Consider the following 24,968-nt stretch of genomic DNA (forward strand, 5'->3'; position numbering starts at 1 on the left):
GCGACCCATTCTCGAACCATGCACCCGAAAGAGCCCCGCGCCCTCGTCCTCCTCGCCGAAGGAGCCGAAGAAATGGAAGCCACCATCAGCGTCGACGTCCTCCGCCGCGCCTCGGTCGAGGTCGTCCTGGCCGGGATCGACGGCGTATCGCCGGTCCGTTGCAGCCGTGGCGTCCGTATCGTGCCCGACGTGGCCCTCGCCGACGTGACGGGCTCGTTCGACGTCGTCGTTTTGCCCGGCGGCAAGGGCGGCGCCGATCGGCTCGCCGCCTCGCCCGAGGTGGGCGCGCTCCTCCGCGCGCAGGCGGAAACGGACCGCCTCGTCGCGGCCATTTGCGCGGCGCCGATCGCGCTCGCAGCGCATGGCGTGTTCGCGGGGCGCCGCATGACGTGCCATCCCTCCGTGCGCGAGATCGTCGCGCGGCACGGCAAACACGAGGGGGACGCCGTCGTCGTCGACGGGTCTCTCGTGACGAGCCAAGGCCCGGGGACGACCTTTGGGTTTGCCCTCACCCTCGTCGAGATGCTCTGCGGCGTGACCACCCGCGACGCGATCCGCGCGCCGATGATGCTCCTTTCGTGACGCATTGAGCCACGACCCAACTTGTCAAGAAATGTGTAGCAAAGGCCGGTGGAACGACGTAGAGTGGACGTTCCCCGCACAATGCCCCCGATCACGCCTGATCGGGGTTGGGCGGCGTCCTATTCGTGGCGCGCGTGTGCTCTCCCCGCGCGACGGGAGGAGTGTTTCCATGGGCTTTCCGCACGGCGAACTCGTTGTCCTCGGCACCGTGGTCCTCGCAGGAATCGCGGGGAAGTTGTGGCTCTCGGGCCGCATGGGCGCGGAGACGCCCGAGGAAGCGACGAGCCTGCGGCGCTCGGCCCGGCCGGGGGGTTCTCCCGCGGCGGAGGCGCGCGGGCAGGACGAATTTGTCGAGGAGCCCGTCCCCGAGAGCGGGATCCGCCTCAAGCAGGGCGCCCGTGTGCGTCGCGTCGATTTTCGGAAAGGCGGCTGAGCCGAGAATGCCGCGCCACGTCAAGCGTCACGTCAATCAACGCGGGGGGCGCCGCCCCCCACACCCCCGGACGCGCGCGCGATCACCTGGCTGAAGACTTCCACGGCCCATTCGAGATCACTCTTCATCACGAATTCGTCCGGGGCATGCGCCTGCGCGATGTCGCCGGGGCCGATCACCACGGAATCGATGCCCGCGCTGGAGAAGAGCGCGGCCTCGGTCCAGAACGGGAGCGTCGACTCGGCGCGGGGGAGCGAGCCGAGGAGCGCGCGGAACGGCGCCACGTCGCGGGTCTCGAAGGGCGACATCGAGATCACCGTCCGCGTCTCGATTCCCTCGCCCGCCGCGCGCGCGCGCGCCGCGAGCTCGGCCTCGAAGGCCGCCACGTCGAACCCGGGCGGCGGCCGCACCGAGAACGTGAGCGAGGCCCGGTGCGGCACCACGTTGAACGCGACGCCCCCCTCGATGGAGGCCACGTTCATGCAGAGCCCCTTCATGTCGGCGGGCCCGCGATCGAGCCAGCGCCGCCCGAGCTCGTCGAGCCCGACCGCGAGCCGGGCCATCGTGACGACCGGCTTCGGCATGTGATCGGCGCCCGACGAGTGGCCCCCGCGCCCGAGCACCTCGGCCGCGAGCGCCACGCAGCCGCGGTGCCGCACGCCCACCGTGCGTCCCGTCGGCTCGCAGACCACGGCGCGCTTCACGACCTGGGCCCACGGGCTCGCCAGGAAATGCCGGATGCACGTGCCCGTCCGCTCCTCGTCGCCGGAGAAGACCACGCCCACGTTGCGCGGCTTCTTGCCTTCGAGCGCGACGAGCGTCGCGGCGATCGCGCCCTTCGTGTCCGCCGCGCCGAGCCCGATCACGCGATCGGCCGTGACCACGCCTTCCCACGGATCCACGGTCCATCCGCTGTTCGCGGGCACCGTGTCGACGTGCGCGTTGATGATCGTGTGCGGCTCGCCCCAGCGTGCGGCCACGTACGCGCCCGTGCCTTCGGCGCGCGGCACCTCGACGACGCTGACCTCGTCCGCGCCGAGCTCGGCGAGCGCGCGGGAGAGCATGCGGCAGATCGACGGCTCGTCGCCCCCGGGGTTGTCGGTGCGGTGTCGGATGAGCTCGGCGAGCAGGGCGGCGGGATCCATGGCCGAGCATCCTACCATCCCCGCACTCCCTTCCAAGTCGAAGCGCTCGAACGAGCGGAGCCACGGCAAGCTCGGCCTCGCCCGCGGGGGCCTGGGCGTTCGGAACGGCGTACGGACGGTCACTTCATGACGCAGGCGAAAGCGCGACGCGAGCGCCGCCGCGCCGGTTCATGGGCAGAGCGCCGGGAGCGTCAGCGTGTTGTTGTTCTCCACGCATTCACTCGCGAGGGCGTTGCCGGCGCCGTCCTCGTCGACCGAGAGCACGAGGCTCACGAACCCGGCGGCCGCGGCGGCGTCGAGGGTCGATTCCAAGGGTTTTGAGGACCAACCCGGCGCGAGCGGCTCGTCGAGCTTGCCGGATGCGAGCAAGGTCCTCGTCCCGTCTTGCGCCACGCCTTGAAGGGCCCAGGAGAGCCCCACCGGCGCGGCGCCGGCGCCTCGGTTTTCCACGCGGAACACGAGCCGCCCCGACGCGGGGCACCCCTCGCTGCAGCTCGCGAAGACGACGGGCACGAGGTCCGGCGCGACGAGCGCGCCGAGCGCGCTGAAGCCGCCCTCGCGGAACGAGTTGCGCCCGAGCCAGTGAGGCATCTCCTTCGCGGGGATACGCAGATCGTCCTCCACGTTCGTGATGTGGTAGGCGTGCTGGTTCCAGACGGGCCGGCCCGTGGCCCAGTCGTTGCCGGCGCCCGACAGCACGGTGATGCCCGTCCACGGCCCGGCGAAATACCCGTTGTTGGACGCGAGGACGATGTCCGCGTGCCCGTCGGCGTCGACGTCGGCCATCACGGGATATTCGTGATACGTCGCGCTCACGTGCTCGGGCATCTGCGCGACGACGGCGCCCGTGGATCCATCGAAGATCCACAAGGTCTGCTCGTCCGCGTACACCACCTCCGCCTTCTTGTCGCCATTGAAATCGAAGACGGACGAGCCCGTGACGAACGAGGTATTGTCCTGGATCGGCGCCGTCCAGAGGACCCCGTCCGCCTCCTCCGGATCCAGCACCGCGTAGACCGCGCTCGCGGCGACGCCGATCTCGGGCTTCCCATCTCCGTCGAAATCGGCGACGGTCGGCGGGCCGCCGTAGGCGCCGAGCACCCCGGCGCGGCTCCATAACGTGGAACCGTCGCCCGGATGCAGGATGGACACCGTGCCGGCATGAATGACGACGATCTCGGGCATGGTTGGATCCGCGCCCGGGATGTCGAAGTTGGCCACGGCGGCATGTCCGCCCGGCCCTGTCCACAACGTCGACCCGTCGAGCCGGCTCACACCCGCGCCGCTCACGATTTCCATCGTCCCGTCCTGATCCAGATCGACGAAAAACGACGTGGGGCTGTGGAAGTCGAGGGCCCCGAAATACCAGTCGTGCGCGAGGGCCGTCGTCACCCTCACCTGCCCGTCGCTGGTGCAGACGGTGCTCCCCGCCAGGATCTCGGCGTTCCCCGTCCCGTCGGCGTCGGCGATGGCGGGATACGCATACGCGCCGACGCCCGCGGGGCAACTCCAGAGGGGCGTCCCTTGGTGGTCGAATGCGAGCAGATGGCCCCCCTTGTCGATCGTGTACACCTCGGGCGAGCCGTTTCGATCCGCGTCGCCGATGGCCACACCCGCGGCGCCCCGCGGGCCGGGCGCGCTCCAGAGCTCCGCGCCGTCCTTGCCCGAGATTGCGCGAAGGTATCCATCGCCGAACCATCCCGTGGAGCCCGTATACGTGGTGAACACGATGTCGGGGATGTCCTTCGCGTCGATCTGGCCATCGCCGTTGTCGTCGTCGAGGTTTCCGACGACCGGCGTCACGATGACCTGGTTGTACGCGGGGGCGATGGCGAATGTATCCTTGCGCCATTTCACGACGGGATTGAGCTCGCCTGGCGGAGCCGTGAACTGACACGCCGCGTCCGACGTGACGCTCTCCGCGGGCGGAGGGTCGCTGCAGAAATCGGCCATCGCGCCGCCGGCACCACCCATGCCGCCCATGCCACCGGCGCCGCCCATACCTCCAGCGCCGCCCATACCTCCAGCGCCGCCCATACCTCCGGCGCCGCCCGTGCCTCCCATACCGCCGGCGCCGCCCGTGCCTCCCATACCGCCGGCCCCACCCATACCGCCGGCCCCGCCCATACCGCCGGCCCCGCCCATGCCGCCGGCCGCGCTTCCCGTCGTGTGCGTCGTGTCGTCGGTGCCGCCGCATGCGACCGCGGCCGTCAGCGTGAACAACGCCATAGACTTCGCCGCGACGAACGACGCTCCGACCCTTCGTGCAAGATGAATGCTCGTCACCCGTATCCTCCTCACGTGGCGCGCCGACTCTACACGATTCGGCGGGGCCGTGACGTCCGCGTCGACCACAATTTGCTTCATGCCTACTCGACCTTCGACAAATCGACTATTCTCTTGGTCTCATGGTGCGAGCCCGGATCGCACGCGCACGCGCGCGGAGGCCCCGATCCAGCCCGCCGCGTCGCCGTTTGATCCGTTCACGGTGCTCGTCCGTAGCGGGGAGCCGTCTTTCTGACCCTCAGGAGCTCGTCATGCGCATTCTCGTCCTCCTCTTCTCCCTGGTCCTGCTGATTGCCACGCCTGCCTCAGCGCTCGCCGCCCCCTCGGTGGCCGTACGGCCCGTCTCCTTCACCGTCACGAATCCACTGGAGCTCGGTGCACTCCGGACGGTGCGGGGCTCGTTGTATCTCCCCGCCAAGAACACCCAGTGTCGGAAGTCGGTGATGCTCCTCATCCCGGGGCTCTCGTACGGCGCCTGGGCGTGGGACTTCCCGTTCGAACCCGACACCTATTCGGTCGCGCGTGCCCTGGCGTCCCAAGGCTTCCCGGCGATCGCCATCGATAAGCTGGGTTATGGTGCTTCGGATCACCCGAACGGCTACACCCTCACGGTGGAATCCTACGCGGCGATGACGTCGCAGATCGTGACGCAGCTCCGGACCGGCCTGTACCAGACGCCCTTGCCGTCCTTGCCCATGGCGTTCTCGCGGGTGGGGCTCATGGGCCATTCGGCAGGCACCGAGATCGCCGAGCTGACAGCAGCCCTCTTCGGGGGTGTCGACGTGCTCATCGCCACCGGGTACACGCACGTCCCCACGCCGCGCATCTTGACGGACTTCACCACCGGCGACAGCGTGCGCGCCGCGCTGTCCGACCATGTGTACTTCGGCGGGACGGTCGAACAGCGGACCGAGTACATGTACAATCTCTCCCACGCAGATCCGTCCGTGGTCGCCGTCGACACGGCGATGGCCGAGCTCACGCCTTCGGGCGAGATCCTCACCATCAGCTCCCAGCCCTCGCGCCTGGTCATGGGCCTCATCACCGCGCCCGTACTGCTGGTGCTCGCGGAGCATGACCTTCTTTTCCCCCCGGCGCTCTTGGGGGTGCCCGTGGGCGAGCTGGAATTGGCCCTCTTCGCGTTGTCCGCGGACAAGGCGCTCCACGTCGTCCCCGACGCCGGGCATTCCTTCATGCTCCACACAAACGCGCCGGAGACGAACGCGGCCATCGTCGACTGGCTCTCCGAGCGCGTCCCAGCTTGCCAGGCGTCCGGCCTCCCGCAGTTGTTCTGAGACGGTGTTTACCCACCCCAACGCTCTCCTCTGGGAAGCGCTTCGCTGGGGCGTTGCCCCAGGCCCCACCCGGGGCTATCCGCCCCGGGACCCGGACCAGCGAGGCGCTGGACCCAGGGTCGATGAACTGCGCGATGCGCAGTTCATCGAACGGGCCGAGTCAAGACCACGAGCGACCCCGCCAGCCAAGACGGCAGCGCTGACGGTTCCGCCGGTAACGCGGTCCCAACGGCCTGTGGGAAGAACTGCGCATCGCGCAGTTCTTCCCTAAATGGTCCAGGGCTGGCCCTGGTTCGGGTCGAGGGGCGAACAGCCCCCGCGGGGCCCGGGGCAGCGCCCCGGCGCGGCGGCTTGCGATGAGACCCATGCTCAGCCGCCGCGCGGAGAAGGCCTGCGTCAGGGAGGCCGGGTCGCGGCGGTGAAAGCCGCGAAGAGCTCATCCGCCGCGACCGGCGGCGTCATGCGCCCTGCGACGACATCGGCCTCGATGCCCGCGAGCCGCCGTTCGACCTCGGGGTGGGCACGGAACCACCGTTCGAGCCGCTCGGTGATCAGCGACCACATCCAGGAGCGTTGCTGCTCCGCGCGCATCGCCGCGAGCTCCCCCGAGGCCTCGAGCGCCTGGCGATGCTCCTCGACCACATCCCAGAGCGCATCGAGCCCCTCGCCCGTCAGGCCCGACACCGCGAGCGCGCGGGCCTTCCAGCTCGGGCGCCTGCGCGGCAGGTAACGCAGCGCGGCCCGCAGATCGTGAAGCGCCGTCCGAGCGCGCAGAGCGCCTTCGCCGTCGCACTTGTTGACGCCGATGGCGTCCGCGAGCTCGAGGACGCCCTTCTTGATGCCCTGGAGCTCATCCCCCGCCCCCGGCAAGGCCAGCACCAGGAGGAAATCGACCATGTCGCTGACCGCGGTCTCGCCCTGCCCCACGCCCACGGTCTCGACGAGGATCACGTCGAAGCCGGCGGCCTCGCAGAGCAGCATCGTCTCGCGCGTGCGTCGCGCGATGCCTCCGGGCGTGAGCCCGCTCGGCGACGGCCGGATGAACGCCTCTTTTTCGAGCGAGAGCCTCGCCATGCGTGTCTTGTCGCCGAGGATCGACCCCCCCGAGATCGAGCTCGACGGATCGATGGCGAGCACCGCGACCCTCTTGCCGCGCGACAGGAGGCGCATCCCGAACTCGTCGAGGAACGTGCTCTTTCCGACGCCGGGCACGCCCGTCACGCCGACCCGCCGCGCGCCGCCCGTCGCGGGCAAGAGGCGGGTGAGGAGCGCTTGCGCGAGCGCGGCGTCGGTCTCGTCGCGGCTCTCGACGAGCGTGATCGCCTGGGCGAGCACGGCCCGATCGCGCTCCCGAACGCCACGCTCGTAGGCATCCAGCGAGAGGCGCGGACGCCTGCGCGTCATGGCTCGTCCGTTTCCAGGCGATCGAGCAGAGCGCCGGCTGCTTCCGCGATCACGGTGCCCGGCCCGAAGATCTCCGCGGCGCCCGCCGCCCGCAACGCCGGATAGTCGTCCGGGGGAATCACGCCCCCGACGACGACCAGGATGTCGGGACGGCCGAGCGCCGAAAGCGCCGCGCGCAGCGCCGGGACGAGCGTCAGGTGGCCCGCGGCGAGCGAGCTCGCGCCGATGACGTGCACGTCGTTCTCGACGGCGGCGCGCGCCGTCTCCTCGGGCGTCTGGAAGAGCGGACCGATGTCGACGTCGAACCCGAGATCGGCGAACGCCGTGGCGATCACCTTCTGGCCGCGGTCGTGCCCGTCTTGCCCCATCTTGGCGACGAGGATGCGCGGCCGCCGTCCCTCCCGTTCGAGGAAGGCCTTCGTGCGCATCCGTGTCGTCGCCACGGCGGCGGAGCTCTCTCCCACCTCGCCAGCATACACGCCGGAGATGGCGCGGATCTCGGCCTGATGACGCCCGAACACCTTTTCGAGCGCCATCGACATCTCTCCGACCGTGGCGCGCGCCCGCGCGGCGGCCGTCGCCAGATCGAGCAGGTTCCCTCCCCGGCCGGCGGCGCAAGCCGTCAGCGCTTCGAGCGCGCGCTCGCACGCCGCGGGGTCGCGCTCGCGGCGCAGGCGCTCGAGCCGCTCGATCTGCGTGCGCCGGACGGCCGCGTTGTCGACCTTCAGCACGGGGACGGCCTCGTCGCTCGTCGGACGGACACGGTTCACGCCGATGATGGCCTGCCTGCCCGCGTCGATGCGCGCCTGGGTACGCGCGGCGGCTTCTTCGATGCGGAGCTTCGGCACGCCGGCCTCGATGGCCTTGACCATGCCGCCCAGCGCTTCGACCTCGTCGATGTGCTGCCGCGCGCGCGCGGCGAGCTCGTGCGTGAGCCGCTCGACGTAGTAGCTGCCGCCCCAGGGATCCACGGGCCTGCACGTGCCCGATTCGAGCTGGAGCTGGAGCTGGGTGTTGCGCGCGATGCGCGCCGAGAAGTTCGTCGGCAGCGCGAGCGCCTCGTCGAGCGAATTCGTGTGCAGGCTCTGCGTGTGGCCCTGGGTCGCCGCCATCGCCTCGATACACGTGCGGATCACGTTGTTGTAGACGTCCTGCGCCGTGAGCGACCAACCCGAGGTCTGGCAATGCGTGCGGAGCGCGAGGCACTTGTCGCTCTTCGGCGAGAAACGCGCCATGAGCTCGGCCCAGAGGAGCCGGGCGGCGCGGAGCTTCGCGACCTCCATGAAGAAGTTCATCCCGATCGCGAAGAAAAACGAGAGGCGCGGCGCGAACGCGTCCACGCTCATCCCCGCGGCGATGCCGGTGCGCACGTATTCGAGGCCGTCGGCGAGCGTGTATCCGAGCTCGAGATCCGCGGTCGCGCCGGCCTCCTGCATGTGATAACCGGAGATGGAGATCGAATTGAACTTCGGCATCTTCTGCGAGGTGTACGCGAAGATGTCGGCGATGATCCGCATCGAGGGCGCGGGCGGATAGATGTACGTGTTCCGCACCATGAACTCTTTGAGGATGTCGTTCTGAATCGTGCCGGTGAGGCTCGAAGGCGGGACGCCCTGCTCCTCGGCGGCGACGATGTAAAGCGCGAGGATCGGCAAGACCGCGCCGTTCATCGTCATCGAGACGCTCATCTTGTCGAGCGGGATGCCGTCGAAGAGCAGGCGCATGTCGAGGATGGAGTCGATGGCCACGCCCGCCATGCCCACGTCCCCCGTGACCCGCGGATGGTCGCTGTCGTATCCGCGATGGGTGGCGAGGTCGAAGGCGATCGAGAGGCCTATCTGCCCCGCGGCGAGGTTTTTGCGGTAAAACGCGTTGGACTCCTCGGCCGTCGAGAACCCCGCGTATTGCCGCACGGTCCAGGGCTTCTGGACGTACATCGTCGGATACGGGCCGCGCACGAAGGGCGGAAAGCCGGGGAGCGTGCCGAGGTGCCCGAGGCCAACGAGGTCGTCGGCCGTGTAGAGCCGCCGGTGGGGAATCCCCTCGGGGGTGTCCCACGGCTCCGCGGGCGGCGTGATCGGCGGGGCGACGTCCGCCTGCACCGCGTCGAAGTCGAGTCCAGCGAAATCGGGCAAACGGCTCATGAGAGGACCCCGAGCAGCTCGGAGAGAACGGTCACTGCGTCGCAACCGAGGAAGATGAAGCCGTCGACGCCGGCCTCGCGCAGCGACGTATCGAGCCGGGAAGGCCGGCCCGCGACGAGGACACGCTTGCAGCCGGCGGCCTTGAGCGCGCGCGCGCGCTCGGCGGCCTCGGTCGTGTACCGCTCGTCGGTGCCGCAGAGGCACACGAGGGGGGCGGGCTCGTCCGTCGTGCTCTCCCGCGTGCGAATGCCGCCCGCGGCGAAGAAGCCCGCGGCGAAGCCTGCGCGTGGGCGTGACTCGGCGAAGGAGCCGAGCGTCACCAGCACCGCTTCCGGTGGGGTCTCCGCGGCCTCCGCGCGCGCGCGGAGCGCCTCGAACGCCGCGGCGTCGCGTTCGGCCGCGAGGGCGTGCGCGGCCCGGGGAGGCGCCTCCTCGCTCGGCACGGGGCGCGTCTGCGTCTCGTCGAGGTGGGCGAACTCGGACACGCCGAGGATGGGGACCTTGCGTTTCGCGATCCGCTCGCGCCAATTGCGCGCGACGGCCTCGATCCTCGCGGCGAGGCGGCCGCTCTCCAGCGCGTCGGTCATGCCCCCTTCCCGTTCGAGGGCCCGGAAGCGCTGCCACGCCTCGCGGGCGAGCGCGTCCGTGAGGGTCTCGAAGTAGTACGAGCCGCCGGCAGGATCGGCGACCTTGCCGAGGAAGCTCTCCTCGCGCAGGACGAGCCCCGTATTGCGCGCGACACGACGGGCGAGCGCGGACGGGACGCCGAAGGCCTGATCAAATGCGTTGGGCGTGACGAGATCGGCGCCGCCGAGGATCGCGGAAAACATCTGGGTCGTGACGCGGAGCATGTTCACCCAGGGATCCCGCGTCGTGAGCGTCCGGGAGGAGCACACGGCGTGGACCTTCGTGCGCGGACCGCTGGGCGCGCCGACGGCCGCGAGGAGCTTCCGAAAGCACGTCCGGAGCGCGCGGAGCTTGCACAATTCGACGAACGTGTCCCGACCGACCGCGATTTGCACGGCGATCTGGCGCGCCGCCTGCTCCGGCGAGAGCCCCGATTCGAGCAGCACATCGAGGTAACGCGCGCCCGTCGAGAGCGCGAAGGCGATCTCGTCCGCGGCGTCCGCCCCGGCGTCGTGGTACGGCAGCGTCGAGACGAGCACGGCCGACGCCCCCGGCGCGCGTGCTTCGACGAAATGGGCGACGCGACCGAGCGCCGCAAGCTCCTCGGCGAGGGTCGCGAACGGCGCGGCGCCCCGCGCGCGGGAGGCGAGCGGGTCCATGCAAAGAGCGAAGCGCGACGCGGCCACGGGCGTGAGGGCAGAGACGTGGCGCTCCACGGCCTCCATCGAGGCGACGTCCTCCGTATCGAAGACGAAAAACGTCTGCGCGAAATCCGCGGGCGCGAGCGCCGCGCCGCACGCATCGCCGAGCCCGAGCCAGAGCGCGTCGGCGCACCCTTCGACGTCGGCCACGAGATCGGCGGCGGTCGCGCCGCGCGCCTGCCGCATGCAGATCCGGAACGGCGGCGCGGAGGGATCCCCCGAGGCGCGCGCGGCGGCCGGAGCCTCGGTGTAGAGAGGCGCGATCAGGATCCGCTCCATCGCCTCGTGGACGAGGGCGGATTCGAACGAGCGACCTCCCAGCTCTTTTTCGACCTGGGCGCGCCACGCGGCGACCGTGACGGGCGGGAACTCCATGGCAGGCTCCTCTTTCACATGTTGCGCCGGTACTGGCCGCCGACCTGATACAGCGCATGCGAGAGCTGCCCGAGCGTGCAGACCTTGCATGCCTCCATGAGCGCGTCGAAGATGTTGCCGCCCTCGACCGCCGCATGCTTCACGGCTTCCAGGGCGGCCGGCGCCGCGCCCGCGTTTCGCTTCCAGAATGCGTCGCGCACGTCGATCGCGCCGTCCTTCTCCTCCTGGGTCGCGCGGATGACCTCGGGCGGCGAGACCGTCGGCGAGCCCTTCGGATCGAGGAACGTATTGACCCCGATGATGGGCAGCGTCCCATTGTGCTTGAGCGTCTCGTAGTAGAGCGACTCTTCCTGGATCTTCGAGCGCTGGTACATGCGCTCCATCGCGCCGAGCACGCCGCCGCGCTCCGAGATCGAGCGGAACTCGTTCAGCACGGCCGCCTCGACGAGATCGGTCAGCTCCTCGACGATGAACGAGCCTTGGGTCGGGTTCTCGTTCTTGGACAGGCCGAACTCGCGGGCAATGATGAGCTGGATCGCGAGCGCGCGCCGGACGCTCTCCTCGGTCGGCGTCGTGATCGCCTCGTCATACGCGTTCGTGTGGAGCGAGTTGCAGTTGTCCTGGAGCGCGAGGAGGGCTTGCAGGGTCGTCCGGATGTCGTTGAACGCGATCTCCTGGGCGTGGAGCGAGCGGCCCGAGGTCTGGATGTGATACTTGAGCTTCTGCGAGCGATCGTTGCCGCCGTACTTGTCGCGCATCGTCTTCGCCCAGATGCGCCGCGCCACGCGCCCGATGACGGTGTATTCGGGATCCATGCCGTTCGAGAAGAAAAACGACAGGTTCGGGGCGAAGTCGTCGATGTGCATCCCGCGCGAGAGGTAGTATTCGACGAACGTGAAGCCGTTCGCCAGCGTGAACGCGAGCTGCGATATCGGGTTCGCCCCGGCCTCCGCGATGTGGTAGCCGGAGATCGAGACCGAATAGAAGTTCCGGACCTTCCGGTCGATGAAGTACTGCTGGATGTCCCCCATCAGCCGCAGCGCGAACTCGGTCGAGAAGATGCACGTGTTTTGCGCCTGATCTTCCTTGAGGATGTCGGCCTGCACCGTGCCGCGGACCGTCGAGAGCGTCGCCGCGCGGATCTTCTCGTAGACCTCGCGGGGCAAGACCTCGTCGCCGGAGACGCCGAGGAGCATCAGCCCGAGGCCATCATTGCCGGCCGGCAAGGTCCCCTGGTAGCTCGGGCGTGGCACGCCGCGCTTCGCGAACATGTCGGTGATCTTCTGCTCGACCTCCGCCACCTTCCCCTGGCTCCGGATCCATTTCTCGCAGCCCTGGTCGATCGCGGCATTGAGGAAGAAGCCGAGCAGCATGGGCGCCGGCCCATTGATGGTCATCGACACCGAGGTCGTCGGATCCGAAAGATCAAAGCCCGAGTAGAGCTTCTTCGCGTCGTCGACGTTGGCGATCGAGACGCCGGAGTTGCCGACCTTCCCGTAGATGTCGGGCCGAGGATCCGGATCCTCGCCGTAGAGCGTGACGGAGTCGAACGCCGTCGAGAGCCGCTTGGCGGGCAGGCCGCGCGAGACATAGTGGAAACGCCTGTTCGTGCGCTCCGGGCCGCCCTCGCCCGCGAACATGCGCGCCGGGTCCTCGTTCTCCCGCTTGAGCGGGAAGACCCCTGCCGTGAACGGGAACTGCCCCGGCGGCGCCTCGCGGAGGAGCCACGTCAAGAGATCGCCCCAGTCCTCGTATTTCGGCAGGGAGACCTTCGGGATCCGGAGGTGCGAGAGCGACTCGGACACGAGGTCGAGCTCGATGACCTTGTCTCGGACCTGGAATTGGTACTTGGCCGCGGCATACCGCCGCTTGGTGGCGGGCCACTCGTCGAGGAGCTTCTTGCATTCGGGGGCGAGGCGTGATTCGAGGTCCCGATAAAGCTCCACGAGCTCGCCGAGGAAGGGCGGCTCCCCCTCGATGCGCTGCGTGACCAGCACGGTATCGGCCGGGCCGGTCGGCTCCACGATTTCGAGGTGCTTCTTGCCGACGTTGGCGCGCAGGGCCTCGATGCTGCCGTGAAGCTGGTACATCCTCCGGGCGATCGCCGCCTGGGCGCGCACGAAGGCGTCGTAGGACTCGCAGGTCTCGACGATCTCGGCGAGGTACCGCGTGCGCTCCGGAGGGATGATCCAGCGCTTTTCGCTCATTCCAGGGGTGAGCTCGATGCGAGATTGGAAGGGGGCGCGCGCCTTCGTCGCGAGGGTCTGCATGATCGTCCGGTAGAGCCTGTTCATCCCCGGATCGTTGAACTGCGAGGCGATCGTCCCATACACGGGGACGTCGTCGTCGGCGACGTCGAAGGCGTTGTGGTTGCGCCTCCACTGCTTCTTGACGTCGCGGAGCGCGTCGAGCGAGCCGCGTTTGTCGAACTTGTTGATGGCGATGATGTCGGCGAAATCGAGCATGTCGATTTTCTCGAGCTGCGTCGCCGCGCCATACTCGGCCGTCATGAGGTACAACGAGACGTCGGCATACTCGGTGATCTCGGTGTCGGACTGCCCGATGCCCGACGTCTCGACGACGATGAGATCAAAGCCGGCCGCGCGGCACACGTCGATCGACTCGCCCACGTGTTTCGAGAGCGCGAGGTTCGATTGGCGCGTCGCGAGCGAGCGCATGTACACGCGTGGATCGTCGATCGCGTTCATGCGGATGCGGTCGCCGAGCAGCGCGCCGCCCGACTTGCGCTTCGAGGGATCGACCGAGAGCACGGCGATCGTCTTGTCCTTGCTGTCGGCGAGGAAGCGGCGCACGAGCTCGTCGACGAGGCTCGACTTGCCCGCGCCGCCCGTGCCAGTGATGCCGAGCACGGGCGTCCGCCTCGGCCTCGCCGGGAGCGCGGCGAGCGCTTCGCGCAGCCTGTCGCCGGCTTCCGGGAAGTTCTCCGCGATGGTGATGAGCGCGGCGATCGTCTCCGGCGCTCGCTCGGCGATGCGCGCGAGGTGGGGCTCGAACTCCGGGGGGCGCTTCTCGAAGTCACATCGCTCGAGCAGATCGTTGATCATCCCCTGCAGGCCCATCGCGCGTCCGTCGTCGGGCGAGTAGATGCGGGCGACGCCGTAGGCGTGCAGCTCCTCGATCTCCGAGGGGAGGATTGTCCCTCCCCCGCCGCCGAAGACCTTGATGGGAGCCCCCGCGCGCCGCAGGAGCTCGATCATGTACTTGAAGTATTCGACGTGGCCGCCCTGGTACGACGTGATCGCGATCCCCTGGACGTCCTCCTGAATGGCGCAGGTGACGATCTCGGCGACCGAGCGGTTGTGCCCGAGGTGCACGACCTCGGCGCCGGAGGCCTGCATCAGGCGGCGCATGACGTTGATGGCAGCGTCATGGCCGTCGAAGAGCGAAGCTGCGGTCACGAGGCGGACGTGGTGGCGGGGCTTGTAAGGGACGACGGCGGCGCGAGCTTGCACGAGATGGGACCTTCCTCAGTTGCTCTTTCGGCGCACGATATATCACTGGATCGATCGTAGGGCTCGCCTGGGATGCGTTCGTTTGGCCTCCCACGGCCCTGAGCACGGGGAAGCGCAGAGCTGGGGCGTTGCCCCAGGCCCCACCAGGGGCTGTCCGCCCCTGGACCCGGACCAGCCAGGGGCTGGACCCAAGCTCGATGAACTGCGCGATGCGCAGTTCATCGAACAGGCCCGGTGAAGACCAGCCGCGACCCTGCCCACCAAGACAGCCGCGCTACTGGTTCGGCTGGCACCCCGGCTTGTTCGTCGGCCTGTTTGAAAAACTGCGCGGAGCGCAGTTTTTCAACCCTGGGTCCAGCGCCTCGCTGGTCCGGGGTCGAGGGGGCGGACAGCCCCCCGCGGGGTCCGGGGCAGCGCCCCGGGGTCCAGGGCGTGACCCATGCGTACGTTTGACGCGCTTGTCCGTTGCTGATACGTCGCCGCCCGCATGGAGGCCGTTTCCTGCATCTTCTGCGGTGACCGAGGGACGCGCCCGTACCACGCCGAGAACGGCTACGAGGCTGTCGCCTGTGAGGGCTGTGGCCTCGTCTTCGTCACGCCGCGGCCCACCGAGGGCGAGATGAAGCGCCTCTACGAGGGCCAGGAGACCAAGGTCGACCTCGGCCTCCAGATCCGCAACGTCGAGCGCGCCGTCTACGAGGCGCGCCGCGCCCTCGACCTCATCGGCCGCCACGCCGCTTCCGGCCGCCTCCTCGAGATCGGCAGCGCCGCCGGGTATTTCCTCCGCGAGGCCCGCGCCCGCGGCTTCTCGCCCACCGGGATCGACATCACCGGGCCCTTCGTCCGCTACGCGACCGAGGTCCTCGGCGTGGATGTCCACGAGGGCACGCTCGCGTCGGTCGAGCTCCCGCCGGGCAGCTTCGACGTCGTCTACCACCGGAACGTCCTCTCGCACCTCGCCTACCCGCTCGACGCGTTCCGGCAGATGCACGCGCTCCTCCGCCCCGGCGGCTTGCTCGTCTTCCAGACCGGCAACGTCGCCGAGCTGCCAGGCGAGCGCTGGGCCGGCACGAACGAGCTCGATCTGCCCGATCACCTCTACCACTTCGGCGAGAAGCAGCTCCGCTTGCTCGCCGAGCGCACCGGCTTCGAGATCCTCGACGTGCAGCGTTACGCCCTCCTCCTGCACGAGCCCGCCCCGCGCGCGGCCCTGCTCCGCCTCCAGTCGCTCTTCCGGACGAAGGGCAAGCCCGCGGCGCCCAAGCCCCAGAAGGACAAGGCCGCGCCCTTCGTCGTGCCGACCGAGGTCCCGCCGGCGCGGCTGCTCCAGACCCTGGAGGTCCTCGTGGACGGGTACATCACCTACGACCTCGGCGCCGTGGCCTCCAAGGAGGGCCGCCGCGCCACGCTCGTCGTCGTCGCCCGGGCCCGCTGACGTGCGCCCCGCCTCGCCCTCGCCCGGCCCCTTCTTCGCCCTCCGGCGCGCCGTCCGCGCCGCCCGAGGCTTCCTCCGCGGCGGCCTCATCCTGCACGGCCCGGCGCGCCCCGAGGTCGCCCTCACCTTCGACGACGGCCCGAGCCCCGCGCACACCCCGGCGATCCTCGACATCCTCGCCGCGCGCCGCGCCCGCGCCACGTTTTTCCTCCTCGGCTCTGCCATCGAGAACGCCCCCGACCTCACGCGGCGTGTCCACGCCGAGCAGGAGATCGGCTGCCACTCCTACGCCCACGATCGTGCGGCCGTGAACGACCCCGAGGCGTTCCGGGTCGACACGGAGAAAGCCCTCGACCTCTTCGATCGCGTGGTCCACGCGCGCCCCCGCCACTACCGGTTTCCCTGGGGGAACCCGGGCCGCATCGCCCCCCGCGACGTCGAGCGCCGCTTCGGTATGGTCTGCGTCCACTGGTCCGGCGGCGGCTTCGACGAGCGATCCGATACGCCGGCCATCGTCCGCCACATCGAGGACGCGCTCGAGCCCGGCGCCATCCTCCTCCTCCACGACGGCTGCGCGCCCGGCTCCGTGTACGCGGGCTCCCGCGAGCCCACCGTCCGCGCGTTGCCGCGTATCCTCGACGCCCTCGACGCCCGCGGCCTGCGCGCCGTCACCGTCGGCGAGCTGCTCTCCGCCTGAGACCCCCATGACCCGAAGAACGGCGCCTCCCCGCATCGTCCTCGACGCCCGTGTCCTCCGCGGCGCACCCGGCGGCGTCGCCACCGTCGTCGCTGCGCTCGTGGATCATCTCCCCGCGCTCGCGCCCGACGTCCCCTTCGTCCTGCTCCGCCACCCGGGCGCGCGCGGCCCGCTCTCGCGCGCCCCCAACGTCACGGAGTGGCTCGTCTCCGGCGACCCGAACCACCCGGACTCCCTGCTCCGCCTCGGCGCGTGGCTGCACAAGCGCCTCGGCCCGGACGATCTCTTCCACGCGCCGTACCGCGTCCTGCCGCTCGGGGCGCCCGCGAAGAGCGTGCTCACGATGCACGACGTCATGCAAATCGCGTGTCCCGAGCTCGTCTTCCCGAACCCCCTGCTCCGCGTGCTCCTCGCGCCGTACTGGTCCGCCGCGATTCGCTCCTCGATCCGCCGCGCCGGCCGCATCCTCGCCGTCAGCGAGCACAGCAAAGGCGACACGATCCGCGTCGATCCCGCCTCCGCGCCGCGCGTCCGCGTCACGCCCCTCGGCGTCGATCCCGTCTTCGCGCCGCTCGACGCCTCCGAGGCCCTCGCGCGTACGGAACACCTCGTCCCCGCGGGGCGCCGGTTTTTCCTGGTCCTCGGCGGCGGCTACCCCAACAAGAACCACGCGGCCGCGGTCCTCGCGTTCGCCCGCGCGTTCACGACCGCGGACGACCTGCACCTCGTCATCATCCAGCGCGAGCGCACCTTCCCGGCGGAGCTCGAAGCGGCGTTGCGCGCGACGGGGCTGCTCTCGCGGGTCCACGTCCAGAGCCGCGTGGGCCTCTCGGCGCTCGTCGGCCTCTACGCCCGCGCCGAGGCGCTGATCTTCCCCTCGCTCTACGAGGGCTTTGGTTTGCCCGTGCTCGAAGCCATGGCGTGCGGCTGCCCGGTCGTTTGTTCGAGCCTCACGTCGGTGCCCGAGGTCGCGGGGGATGCTGCGCTCGTCCGGGATCCGCGGGATCTCGACGCGCTCGCCGGCGCGCTCCGCGCTGTCGCCAAGGACGAGGCCCTCCGGCTGGATTTGAAGGCCCGCGGCCTCGCGCGCGCCGCGCGGTTCCGCTGGGAGGACACGGCCAAGCAGACGCTCGACGCGTACCGCGAGATCGCTCCCTGGATCCCCTGACGAGCGAGCTCCGCTGACCGGCCCGCGTCTTGCACTCCTCCCGTGCGAGGCGTCTTGGAGACCGACGCACGAGCGAGGCGCGGGAGCAGGCAGGCGGCCGCGTGCCGGTTTCGCCGCGCTTGCGCGCCCGTGCTCGTGTCCGCGTTCGCGACGCTTTTCGCGCCGAGCACGCAGGCGGCCGACCCCGAGCCTCCGCCGCCCATCCTGCTCGATCCGATCCCGGACCCCGTGCTCGATCCCTTCGCGAATGCCGTGCCGGTCGACCACGCGCCTCGGCTCGGCCTTCCGCCGTACCGCCTTTGGCTCTCGCCGGACGTCGCGTTCGGCGCGCGTGTCTTCCCGGGCCCGGGGAATACGCCGCCGCTCGTGCTCGCGGGCGCGGGTTTTTCCTGGGAGATCGATCCCCACCCGTGGCGCGTGATCCGCGCGCCGCGCGTCCGCTATCGCCTGGCGGCCGGCGCCACGATCCTCGCGCTGATGAGTTATGGGCTCGCCGATTACTGGGTTCACATGAGCGCCAACAGCGTCGACTGGGAGCTCTCGTGGTCGGCGCCGAGTTTTTACAAAAAAGCCTGGACCCTCGAAGCCGTCCGGTTCGACACGAACAAGTTCGAGACGAACACCTATTCGCACCCCGCGGCCGGCACGATGACGTACCTCGCCGCGCGTGGGGCCGGGCTCGGCGCGGGCGAGTCGTTCTTGTTCTCGTGCGCGGGCTCGGTCTTGTGGGAGTACCTCGGCGAATACCGCGAGAAGGTCAGCTTGAACGACCTCGTCCTCACGCCCCAGGGCGGCTTTGCCGTCGGCGAGCCGGTCCACCAGCTCGGCCTCTTTTTCGAGCGCGGCGAGGACAACCTCGTGAACAACGTCCTCGCGTTCGTCTTTTCGCCGTTCCGATACCTCCGCCGGCGCCTCGAACCGGGGCACGTCGCGCGCGCCCAGGCGCTCGATGACTTTGGCTTGCCCGCCGACGTCTGGCATCGCTTCGACGTGCTCCTCGGCGTGAGCGCGGAGGCCGAGCGGGACGGCCTGCGCCGCGCGCAGCGCCGTATGGGCGTGAGCACGGAGATCCTCGACGTCCCCGGGTACGACCACCCCGGCGTGCTCACGAAGCGCCTCGATGCCGGCGACGTCACGAGCTTTCGGCTCGTTGGTTCCGTCGACGATCGGGGGGTGGAGCAACTCGATTTCGTCACGCGTGTCCTGCTCGGGGGTGTTTACGATCAGAAGATCGTGCCCGACGGGCGTGGCGGACGCCGTGGATACACGATCTTCGCGGGCCCCTCCACCGGCTTCAATTACGCAAAACACCGGCAAGAGGGCCTGGAGGAGGACAAAATCGGCGTCGCGAATGCCCTCGGAGCGACGGTTGATCTCACGCTCCGCCACGGAGACGCCCGCGCCCGCGCCAGCGTGGACGTGTATGGCGACTTCGGCGCCGTGCATTCGATGGCCGCGTCCGCGTACATCAAAGGGCGCGGCGACGCGGGCTTGAAGACCGTGGTCGCGGACAAACGTTACTACTTCGCGCTTGGCGGCACCGTGCGCCCCACGCTCTCGCTTGCGTATCGGCGCTTTGAACTCGGCGCGCAGCTCACGTACGATTTTTTTGAATCGATCGAGGGGCTCGATCGGTACCAGGAGCGGGTCACGAATGACGTCCGCCTGAGGGATCGGCGCGCCGGGGAGCGCGTTTGGCTCTCGTACACGCTGTCGGGCGACAAGTCGCCGCTCGCGTGGGTCGAGGTCGAGCACCTCGATCGGTGGGGCCGTATGGGCCCGTTTCGCGCGTCGCATGCGAGCACGAAGCTCCGCGCGGGGATTGCGTTCCGGTTTTGATGGAGCGGGGCCCGGCCCCTCTTCCGCTCCACCCCGACGGCCAGGTACCATCGCTCCGCAAGCGAGAGGGGGAGCTCATGAGCATGCGGAGGCGGCGGCTTGCGGGGGCGGCGTTGTTCGCTACGTGTTTGGCGGTGAGTTTGGTGCCGATGGGATGCGGAGCGAGCGACGAGTTTGTTGCCGTGCCCGAGCCCCTGACGGAGGGGTCGCTCCCTGCGGCCACGGTCCGCGCGCTTCAAGCGTGCGCGGAGGAGCGAGCGGGGCGGCTCCCACGCCATGCGTACGAGATCGAGTTCCAGGTCGAGCTGACCAACAACCAGGTCTCCAAGGTGACGCCCAAGGGGCCGCGCCTCGACGACGCCGGCCTCGAAGGGTGCATGATGGCTGCGCTGCGGACGATGGCGGACGCGGGGTACTCGCCAAACCCGGACGACCTCATCTCACGCGGCGGCCTCTTGCCTGCACGTGGCCTCTTGGCGAACGTCTCGGTCATCTCCGAGTTGATCCGGCTCGTCCCGGTGGTCGTCTCGGCGTCCGGCGTGACGATCGTCGTGGGCGTCGCGGTGCTTGTCGTGGCTGCGGCGGTGTCCTTGACGGATCACTGGCCGACCGCGGAGGAGTGCAAGAAACTACGGAGGGAGGCAAGAGATTTCTGCTACGAGCAGCTGGAGAAGCAGGACCCCCCGCGCGAAGTGATCGGCCCCTCCATGACGATGGATGATTGCATTGCGAGCAATCTTCACGAGGCTTGCGGTGGCAAGAAAGTCGATCGGGACAAGAGCCCACAGTATGACCAATCTCGGCCTGGCAGGAGGTTCTGATGAGTGAAGATTTGGAAATTGAAATCAGGAATATCAAATATCGTATCCGAGAGGAGGATCTGACCGGATTCGAAGATGCAGTCAAGCTTGTCGAGCAGTATCCCGAGAACTCGCGCGCTTGGGACACGCTCGCGTGCGCCCATCAGGCGAAGAACGATTATCCGGCCGCCATCGCGGCCCTCTCGCGGGCGATAGAGCTCAACCCCAAGCGGCCTGTGCTGTTCCTCAAACGAGGCGAATATGCGCTCCACACAGGCGACCACGAGCGGGCGGTGGCGGACTTGAGCCAAAGTCTCGTTCTCTCGGACGAGCTCAATTGGAACGCCTGCCGCGAGGAGCTCCACTTCCTGCGCGCCGAGACCTTCGTCCAGTTGGGCAAAAAGGCCGAAGCGCTGGCCGACCTCTCGCACGTGCGGGATGACTACGTCTCCTGGAGGGCCGAGCCCCGGTCGAAAGCGGACCTCTTGGTCCTGTGCGGGGCGAGCGTTCCGCCGCCCAAGGAGCAGGAGGAGGAGCAGGCGCCTCTATCGTCGCCCATGCCCGAGTCTCCCGACGAAGAGGAGATCGCGCTCGCGAAGGAACTCGGGGAGGCCGGCCTCGCGGCCGTCGACGCGGCGCTGCTCAAACAGGTCATCCATCGGTACCAGAAGGCGGCACGCGTAATCGTCGACGCGCTCGACTTCGGTCGTTATCCGCTCGACGACACCCACGTCCGTCTCTTTGCCCGCCGGCTCATCGCCCTCGCGGAAGCCGGGACCATCGAAGCGCGCGGAAACCTCCTCAACCCGCGGCGCAGCGAGGTGTGCCTGCCCTAAGAAGCCCTTGACCCCGCCGCCCGCCTCACCCCTCTTCCTTGTCTTCCTCGAACAACGCCCGGAAGAACCGCTCCCGATGGAGCAAAAACTCCTTCGTGAGCCGATAATGCTCCGTCTCCTCGTACGCGACCGTCGTGATGCCGTTCTCCGAAAGCTCGTAGAGCAGCGCCTGAGGATACGCGAGCAGGATCGGCGAATGCGTCGCGATGATGAACTGCGCCCCTGCCTTGGCCAGGACATGGAGATGCCCGAGGAAACGGAGCTGCCTCCCCGGCGAGAGCGCGGCCTCCGGTTCGTCGAGCAGGTACAAGCCGTCGGGGCGAAACTTCTCTTCGACGAGCGTCAAGAACGCCTCGCCATGCGAGCGCTCGTGCAGCGAGCGGCCGCCATACCACGCCTCGATGCCCAGGTGCTCGATGTGGGTGGCCACATTAAACGTGCTCTCGGCCCGGAGAAAGAACCCATGCCGCTCGCGGCGCGCGCTCCGGACCGGACGCAACGCCCGGTGAAGCTCGGACTCCGAGCTCTGCGTGGCAAATCGAAAGTTCTTCGAGCCCCCCTCCGCATTGAACCCGAGCAGGAGCGCGACAGCTTCGAGGATCGTGGACTTGCCCGAGCCATTCTCCCCGACGAGGAACGTCACCCGGGGATGAAAGTCGAGGGTCTCGAGCGAACGAACGGCCGGGATGGTGTACGGATAAACGTTCGGGTCCTCGACGCGGTCACGGAGCAACGTGATCGCTCGAACGAAGCCTTCCGAAGGAGGGAGCTTGGCGGGCTTCGAGCGCTTCATACGAACCCTGGCGTAGCAGCGCGCCCGGGGGAAAAACAAGCGTCCATCGGAAGCGTCTGTCCCCTGGGACGTGGACACGAACGTCCCCCAGGAGGTGACCCCACCTCCTGTCGGAGGTCGATCAACCTCCGACAGGAGGTGTTTCCTCTCCTTCCAGAGGCCCTCGTAGGCCTTGGGGAGGTCTCTCACCTCCGGGCAGACATCACCCGACCTCCGACGAGAGGTCCTTCACCTCCGGGAAGAAGTCCACGACCTCCGACGAGAGGTTCCTCACCTCTGGGAAGAAGCGCGCGACCTCCGACGAGGAGCCCCTCACCACCGGGAAGCCGTGCTCGAACGCCGGGAAGACGTCGCAGACGTCCGGGGACGCTTCACGGACCTCGAAAAACGCTTGAAATACGTCGCGCAAGTCGGCATCAAGGCCACCACCTCCCCCTCCTTGACGTCGCCCCTGCCTCCTTCCTCGCTCCGTGCGCACCTTCCTCCTCCTCGCCCCCTACTTCGCGCCCCAGGCCGCCGTCGGCGCCTACCGCTGGGTCAAGCTCGCGCGCAAGCTCGTCCCGCGGGGCTACCGGCCCGCCGTCCTCTGCGCGACGTTCCCCGAAGACACGCAAGATCCAGAGCTGCTCCACGCCCTGCCGTCCGAGGTCGTGACGCACGACGCCTACCTCGATCGCCGGATCCTCGCCGCACGTGACGGCCTCACCGCCCTCGAAAAACGCCTGCGAGGCCCCGCGCCCGACAAGAAGGGCCCGGCGCGCCCCATCGAGGGCCTGAACCCCTTCCGCGACCTCGGCGACCGCTGCTTGCTCCACGGCCCGCACGCCGCCCGCGAGGCCGTCGCGCTCGGCCGCCGCGAGGGCGCGCGCGCCGTCGTGGTCAGCGCCGGCCCCTTCTCCTGCCTGCCCGTGGCCGTACACGCCGCCCGCCGCCTCGGCCTGCCGCTCGTCCTGGATTTTCGCGACCCCTGGGGCCTGCACGAGTCCGGCGCCGCGCCGCCCCAAGGCGCCGCCGAGCGGGGCCGCCATCACGTCGTCGCCGCCCTCGAACACCACATCCTCACACGCGCCGACCACGTCGTCCTGAACACGCGCCGCGCCCTCGCCGCGTACCAGGAGCGTTACCCCTTCCTCGCGGGGAAATCGTCCTTCGTCCGCAACCATTTCGACGCGTCCCTCTACGACCCCGCCCCCGCGTCGCCCGAGCCGCCCGCGCGATTCACGATCCTGCACACCGGCACCCTGCGCGCCGAGACGCGCGTCGACGACATCGGCCAGGCGCTCCGCCGCATCATCGACCGAGACAAGCTCACGCCCGCGGATCTCGTGCTCCGGCAGATCGGCCGCGCCACAGCATTCGAGCGCGCCGAGGTGGAGCGCATGGGGCTCTCGGACTTCGTCGACTTCACCCCGCCCATCCCGCAGCGCGCCCTGCTCGGCGAGCTCCGCCGCGCGCACGTGCTGCTTTCCATGGTGGATCCGCGCGTCGTGTTGCGGATCGCGGCGAAGACGTACGATTACATCGCCTCGGGCATGCCGATCGTCTCCATCACGGAAAACCCCGAGGTCGACGAGTTGCTCGCGCACCGGCCAGACAACGCGCGCATCCGCCCCGGCGACGTCGACACGCTCGTGGCGTCGCTTGGGGCGCACTTGGAGCGATTTCGCGCGACGCGCGCCCTGCCCTCGCCTGTCCCGGCGCCGAGCGAGTTTTCCTCGGAGACGGCGGCCGACAGGTTCGCCGCGGTGCTCGATGGCCTCCTGCGGTAGGCCGCGCGGCCCGTTTCCTCAGAATCGGCCGCCGAGGTGCGCGCCGCCGCCCGCGACGTGCCCGTGGTGCCCCACGAAGGCCGCGATCGTCGCATGGGCCCCGACGTAGGCCGTTCCGAGGTTCAGGTCGAGGCCCGACGAGGCGAAGAATTGCAAATCCGGCTCGGCCGCGTGGAGCTTGACGAAGCCGTTGTACGAGGTGTGAAGCATCGTCCCCATGCCCGCGCGGAGCCAGGGATCGAGGAGGGCGTCCGTCGACCCGTGGACCTCGGCGAACTGGATCAGGCCGAAGGAGTTGTACGTGCAATCGTCCGAGCTGTCGTCGCCCGTCGTGTAACACGTGTGGCCCGGCCGGGCGACGAACGGCAACACCACAGACCCGCCCAGTCGGACATGCGGGACCACTTCGTACGAAACATCGACGCCGTAGGTGAACGTGGCCCCGTCACCCGCGAGCGTCCTTCGGTATTCAACGAAGGGGCCCACCTTCCACCGCTCGGGGCGGGGGCGGCGCGCGAGCGGGTAACGTTCGTCCTCGGTCTCCGGGGTCTTCGCGGGCGAGCGTTTGGGGCCGTCGAACGGAGCGCCGATGCGCGCGCCGCCGCCCACGAGCTGGGCCTGCTCGCCGGCGAACGCGGACGCCTCGACGTAGCCGCTCAGGAACACCGGGCCCAAGTTGATGTCGAGGCCGGCGGAGGCGAAGGCCGCGATGTCGGGTCGGGTGAATTGAATCTCCAGCGCGTCGTACCGCGAGGTGTGGAGGAGATGCCCGATGCCGGCGCGGATCCACGGATCGATGTTGAACCCGGGAATGGCGTGCAGCTCCGCGAAGCCGCGGAGCCCGTACGAGTTGTAGCTGCATTCGCCGAACCCGTACGAGGGGACGTCGCAAGAATCACGCGAGGACGCCCCGACCGGGAGCACCAAGGCGCCGCCGATCCGGAGGTATCTCTTCGCCGCGTACGAGAACTCGACGCCGTGCACCAGGGTGCCGCCGCTGCTCTCGACGGCGACCGAGTAGGTCCCAAAATGGGCGACCCGAAAGCGGGGAACGTGCGTCTTTCCGGCGGCCCGCGGCGGTTCGGCGGCCGCCGCCGAGGTGATCACCCCGGCGGCGAGGAACCCAAAAAGAAAGACGACGCTTCGCATGGCATGCCCCCGTGGAG

Annotated in this window: 19 protein-coding genes; 10 read left to right on the forward strand and 9 right to left on the reverse strand. The window is 69.2% G+C overall.

Features of this window, described 5'->3' with window-relative positions; translation table 11 throughout:
- Positions 1 to 18: 18 nt before the first annotated feature.
- A complete protein-coding gene (locus E8A74_RS32835) occupies positions 19 to 582 on the forward strand; it encodes a DJ-1 family glyoxalase III (protein ID WP_136933062.1) in 564 nt (187 codons plus the stop codon).
- A gap of 169 nt (positions 583 to 751) precedes the next feature.
- Complete coding sequence (locus E8A74_RS32840; protein ID WP_136933063.1) at positions 752 to 1,015, forward strand: hypothetical protein; 264 nt, start codon at positions 752 to 754, stop codon at positions 1,013 to 1,015.
- Positions 1,016 to 1,047: 32 nt separating this feature from the next.
- On the opposite strand, the gene E8A74_RS32845 is transcribed toward E8A74_RS32840, so the two are convergent.
- On the reverse strand, positions 1,048 to 2,160 hold the full coding sequence (locus E8A74_RS32845; protein ID WP_170229553.1) for a M20/M25/M40 family metallo-hydrolase: 1,113 nt from the start codon (positions 2,158 to 2,160) through the stop codon (positions 1,048 to 1,050).
- Positions 2,161 to 2,328: 168 nt separating this feature from the next.
- Positions 2,329 to 4,527, reverse strand: a complete 2,199-nt coding sequence (locus tag E8A74_RS32850) for an FG-GAP-like repeat-containing protein (protein ID WP_170229554.1) — start codon at positions 4,525 to 4,527, stop codon at positions 2,329 to 2,331.
- A gap of 170 nt (positions 4,528 to 4,697) precedes the next feature.
- Between E8A74_RS32850 and E8A74_RS32860 the strand changes: the two genes are divergently transcribed.
- Complete coding sequence (locus E8A74_RS32860; protein WP_170229555.1) at positions 4,698 to 5,741, forward strand: alpha/beta hydrolase; 1,044 nt, start codon at positions 4,698 to 4,700, stop codon at positions 5,739 to 5,741.
- Positions 5,742 to 6,137: 396 nt separating this feature from the next.
- Here E8A74_RS32860 and meaB read toward each other — a convergent pair whose 3' ends face one another.
- The 4 genes from meaB to E8A74_RS32880 are packed head-to-tail and all read right to left on the reverse strand — an operon-like array spanning position 6,138 to position 14,363.
- Positions 6,138 to 7,145: a methylmalonyl Co-A mutase-associated GTPase MeaB gene (gene meaB, locus E8A74_RS32865; protein WP_136933067.1), complete on the reverse strand. Its 1,008-nt coding sequence runs from the start codon at positions 7,143 to 7,145 to the stop codon at positions 6,138 to 6,140.
- Positions 7,142 to 9,289: a methylmalonyl-CoA mutase gene (gene scpA / locus E8A74_RS32870; RefSeq protein WP_136933068.1), complete on the reverse strand. Its 2,148-nt coding sequence runs from the start codon at positions 9,287 to 9,289 to the stop codon at positions 7,142 to 7,144. The genes meaB and scpA overlap by 4 nt, the downstream gene beginning before the upstream one ends.
- Positions 9,286 to 10,992, reverse strand: coding sequence for a methylmalonyl-CoA mutase family protein (locus E8A74_RS32875; RefSeq protein ID WP_170229556.1), 1,707 nt, complete (start codon positions 10,990 to 10,992; stop codon positions 9,286 to 9,288). The genes scpA and E8A74_RS32875 overlap by 4 nt, the downstream gene beginning before the upstream one ends.
- A 14-nt stretch (positions 10,993 to 11,006) precedes the next feature.
- On the reverse strand, positions 11,007 to 14,363 hold the full coding sequence (locus E8A74_RS32880) for a methylmalonyl-CoA mutase family protein (protein WP_232379861.1): 3,357 nt from the start codon (positions 14,361 to 14,363) through the stop codon (positions 11,007 to 11,009).
- Positions 14,364 to 14,952: 589 nt separating this feature from the next.
- Between E8A74_RS32880 and E8A74_RS32885 the strand changes: the two genes are divergently transcribed.
- The 6 genes from E8A74_RS32885 (at position 14,953) to E8A74_RS32910 (ending at position 21,240) form a co-directional block, all read left to right on the forward strand.
- A complete protein-coding gene (locus tag E8A74_RS32885; protein WP_136933071.1) occupies positions 14,953 to 15,900 on the forward strand; it encodes a class I SAM-dependent methyltransferase in 948 nt (315 codons plus the stop codon).
- Position 15,901: 1 nt separating this feature from the next.
- The gene (locus E8A74_RS32890) at positions 15,902 to 16,597 is read left to right on the forward strand and encodes a polysaccharide deacetylase family protein (protein ID WP_170229557.1); all 696 of its coding nucleotides are present in this window, start codon (positions 15,902 to 15,904) and stop codon (positions 16,595 to 16,597) included.
- A 7-nt stretch (positions 16,598 to 16,604) separates the two neighbouring features.
- A complete protein-coding gene (locus E8A74_RS32895) occupies positions 16,605 to 17,765 on the forward strand; it encodes a glycosyltransferase family 4 protein (protein ID WP_136933072.1) in 1,161 nt (386 codons plus the stop codon).
- Between the two features lie 129 nt (positions 17,766 to 17,894).
- Complete coding sequence (locus E8A74_RS32900; RefSeq protein ID WP_136933073.1) at positions 17,895 to 19,604, forward strand: DUF3943 domain-containing protein; 1,710 nt, start codon at positions 17,895 to 17,897, stop codon at positions 19,602 to 19,604.
- A 182-nt stretch (positions 19,605 to 19,786) separates the two neighbouring features.
- Complete coding sequence (locus E8A74_RS32905) at positions 19,787 to 20,425, forward strand: hypothetical protein (RefSeq protein WP_136933074.1); 639 nt, start codon at positions 19,787 to 19,789, stop codon at positions 20,423 to 20,425.
- Positions 20,425 to 21,240, forward strand: coding sequence for a tetratricopeptide repeat protein (locus tag E8A74_RS32910; RefSeq protein ID WP_136933075.1), 816 nt, complete (start codon positions 20,425 to 20,427; stop codon positions 21,238 to 21,240). Before E8A74_RS32905 ends, E8A74_RS32910 begins: the two co-directional genes overlap by 1 nt.
- Before the next feature lie 25 nt (positions 21,241 to 21,265).
- On the opposite strand, the gene E8A74_RS32915 is transcribed toward E8A74_RS32910, so the two are convergent.
- Both E8A74_RS32915 and E8A74_RS32920 read right to left on the reverse strand, forming a co-directional pair.
- Positions 21,266 to 22,033, reverse strand: a complete 768-nt coding sequence (locus E8A74_RS32915; protein ID WP_136933076.1) for an AAA family ATPase — start codon at positions 22,031 to 22,033, stop codon at positions 21,266 to 21,268.
- Positions 22,034 to 22,235: 202 nt separating this feature from the next.
- Positions 22,236 to 22,442: a hypothetical protein gene (locus E8A74_RS32920; protein ID WP_136933077.1), complete on the reverse strand. Its 207-nt coding sequence runs from the start codon at positions 22,440 to 22,442 to the stop codon at positions 22,236 to 22,238.
- Positions 22,443 to 22,503: 61 nt separating this feature from the next.
- On the opposite strand from E8A74_RS32920, the gene E8A74_RS32925 reads away from it, so the two are divergent.
- Positions 22,504 to 23,802: a glycosyltransferase family protein gene (locus E8A74_RS32925; RefSeq protein WP_136933078.1), complete on the forward strand. Its 1,299-nt coding sequence runs from the start codon at positions 22,504 to 22,506 to the stop codon at positions 23,800 to 23,802.
- Between the two features lie 18 nt (positions 23,803 to 23,820).
- On the opposite strand, the gene E8A74_RS32930 is transcribed toward E8A74_RS32925, so the two are convergent.
- Complete coding sequence (locus tag E8A74_RS32930; protein ID WP_136933079.1) at positions 23,821 to 24,951, reverse strand: hypothetical protein; 1,131 nt, start codon at positions 24,949 to 24,951, stop codon at positions 23,821 to 23,823.
- Positions 24,952 to 24,968 lie beyond the last annotated feature (17 nt).

Source organism: Polyangium fumosum, from assembly GCF_005144585.1.
Classification (GTDB): Bacteria; Myxococcota_A; Polyangia; order Polyangiales; family Polyangiaceae; genus Polyangium; species Polyangium fumosum.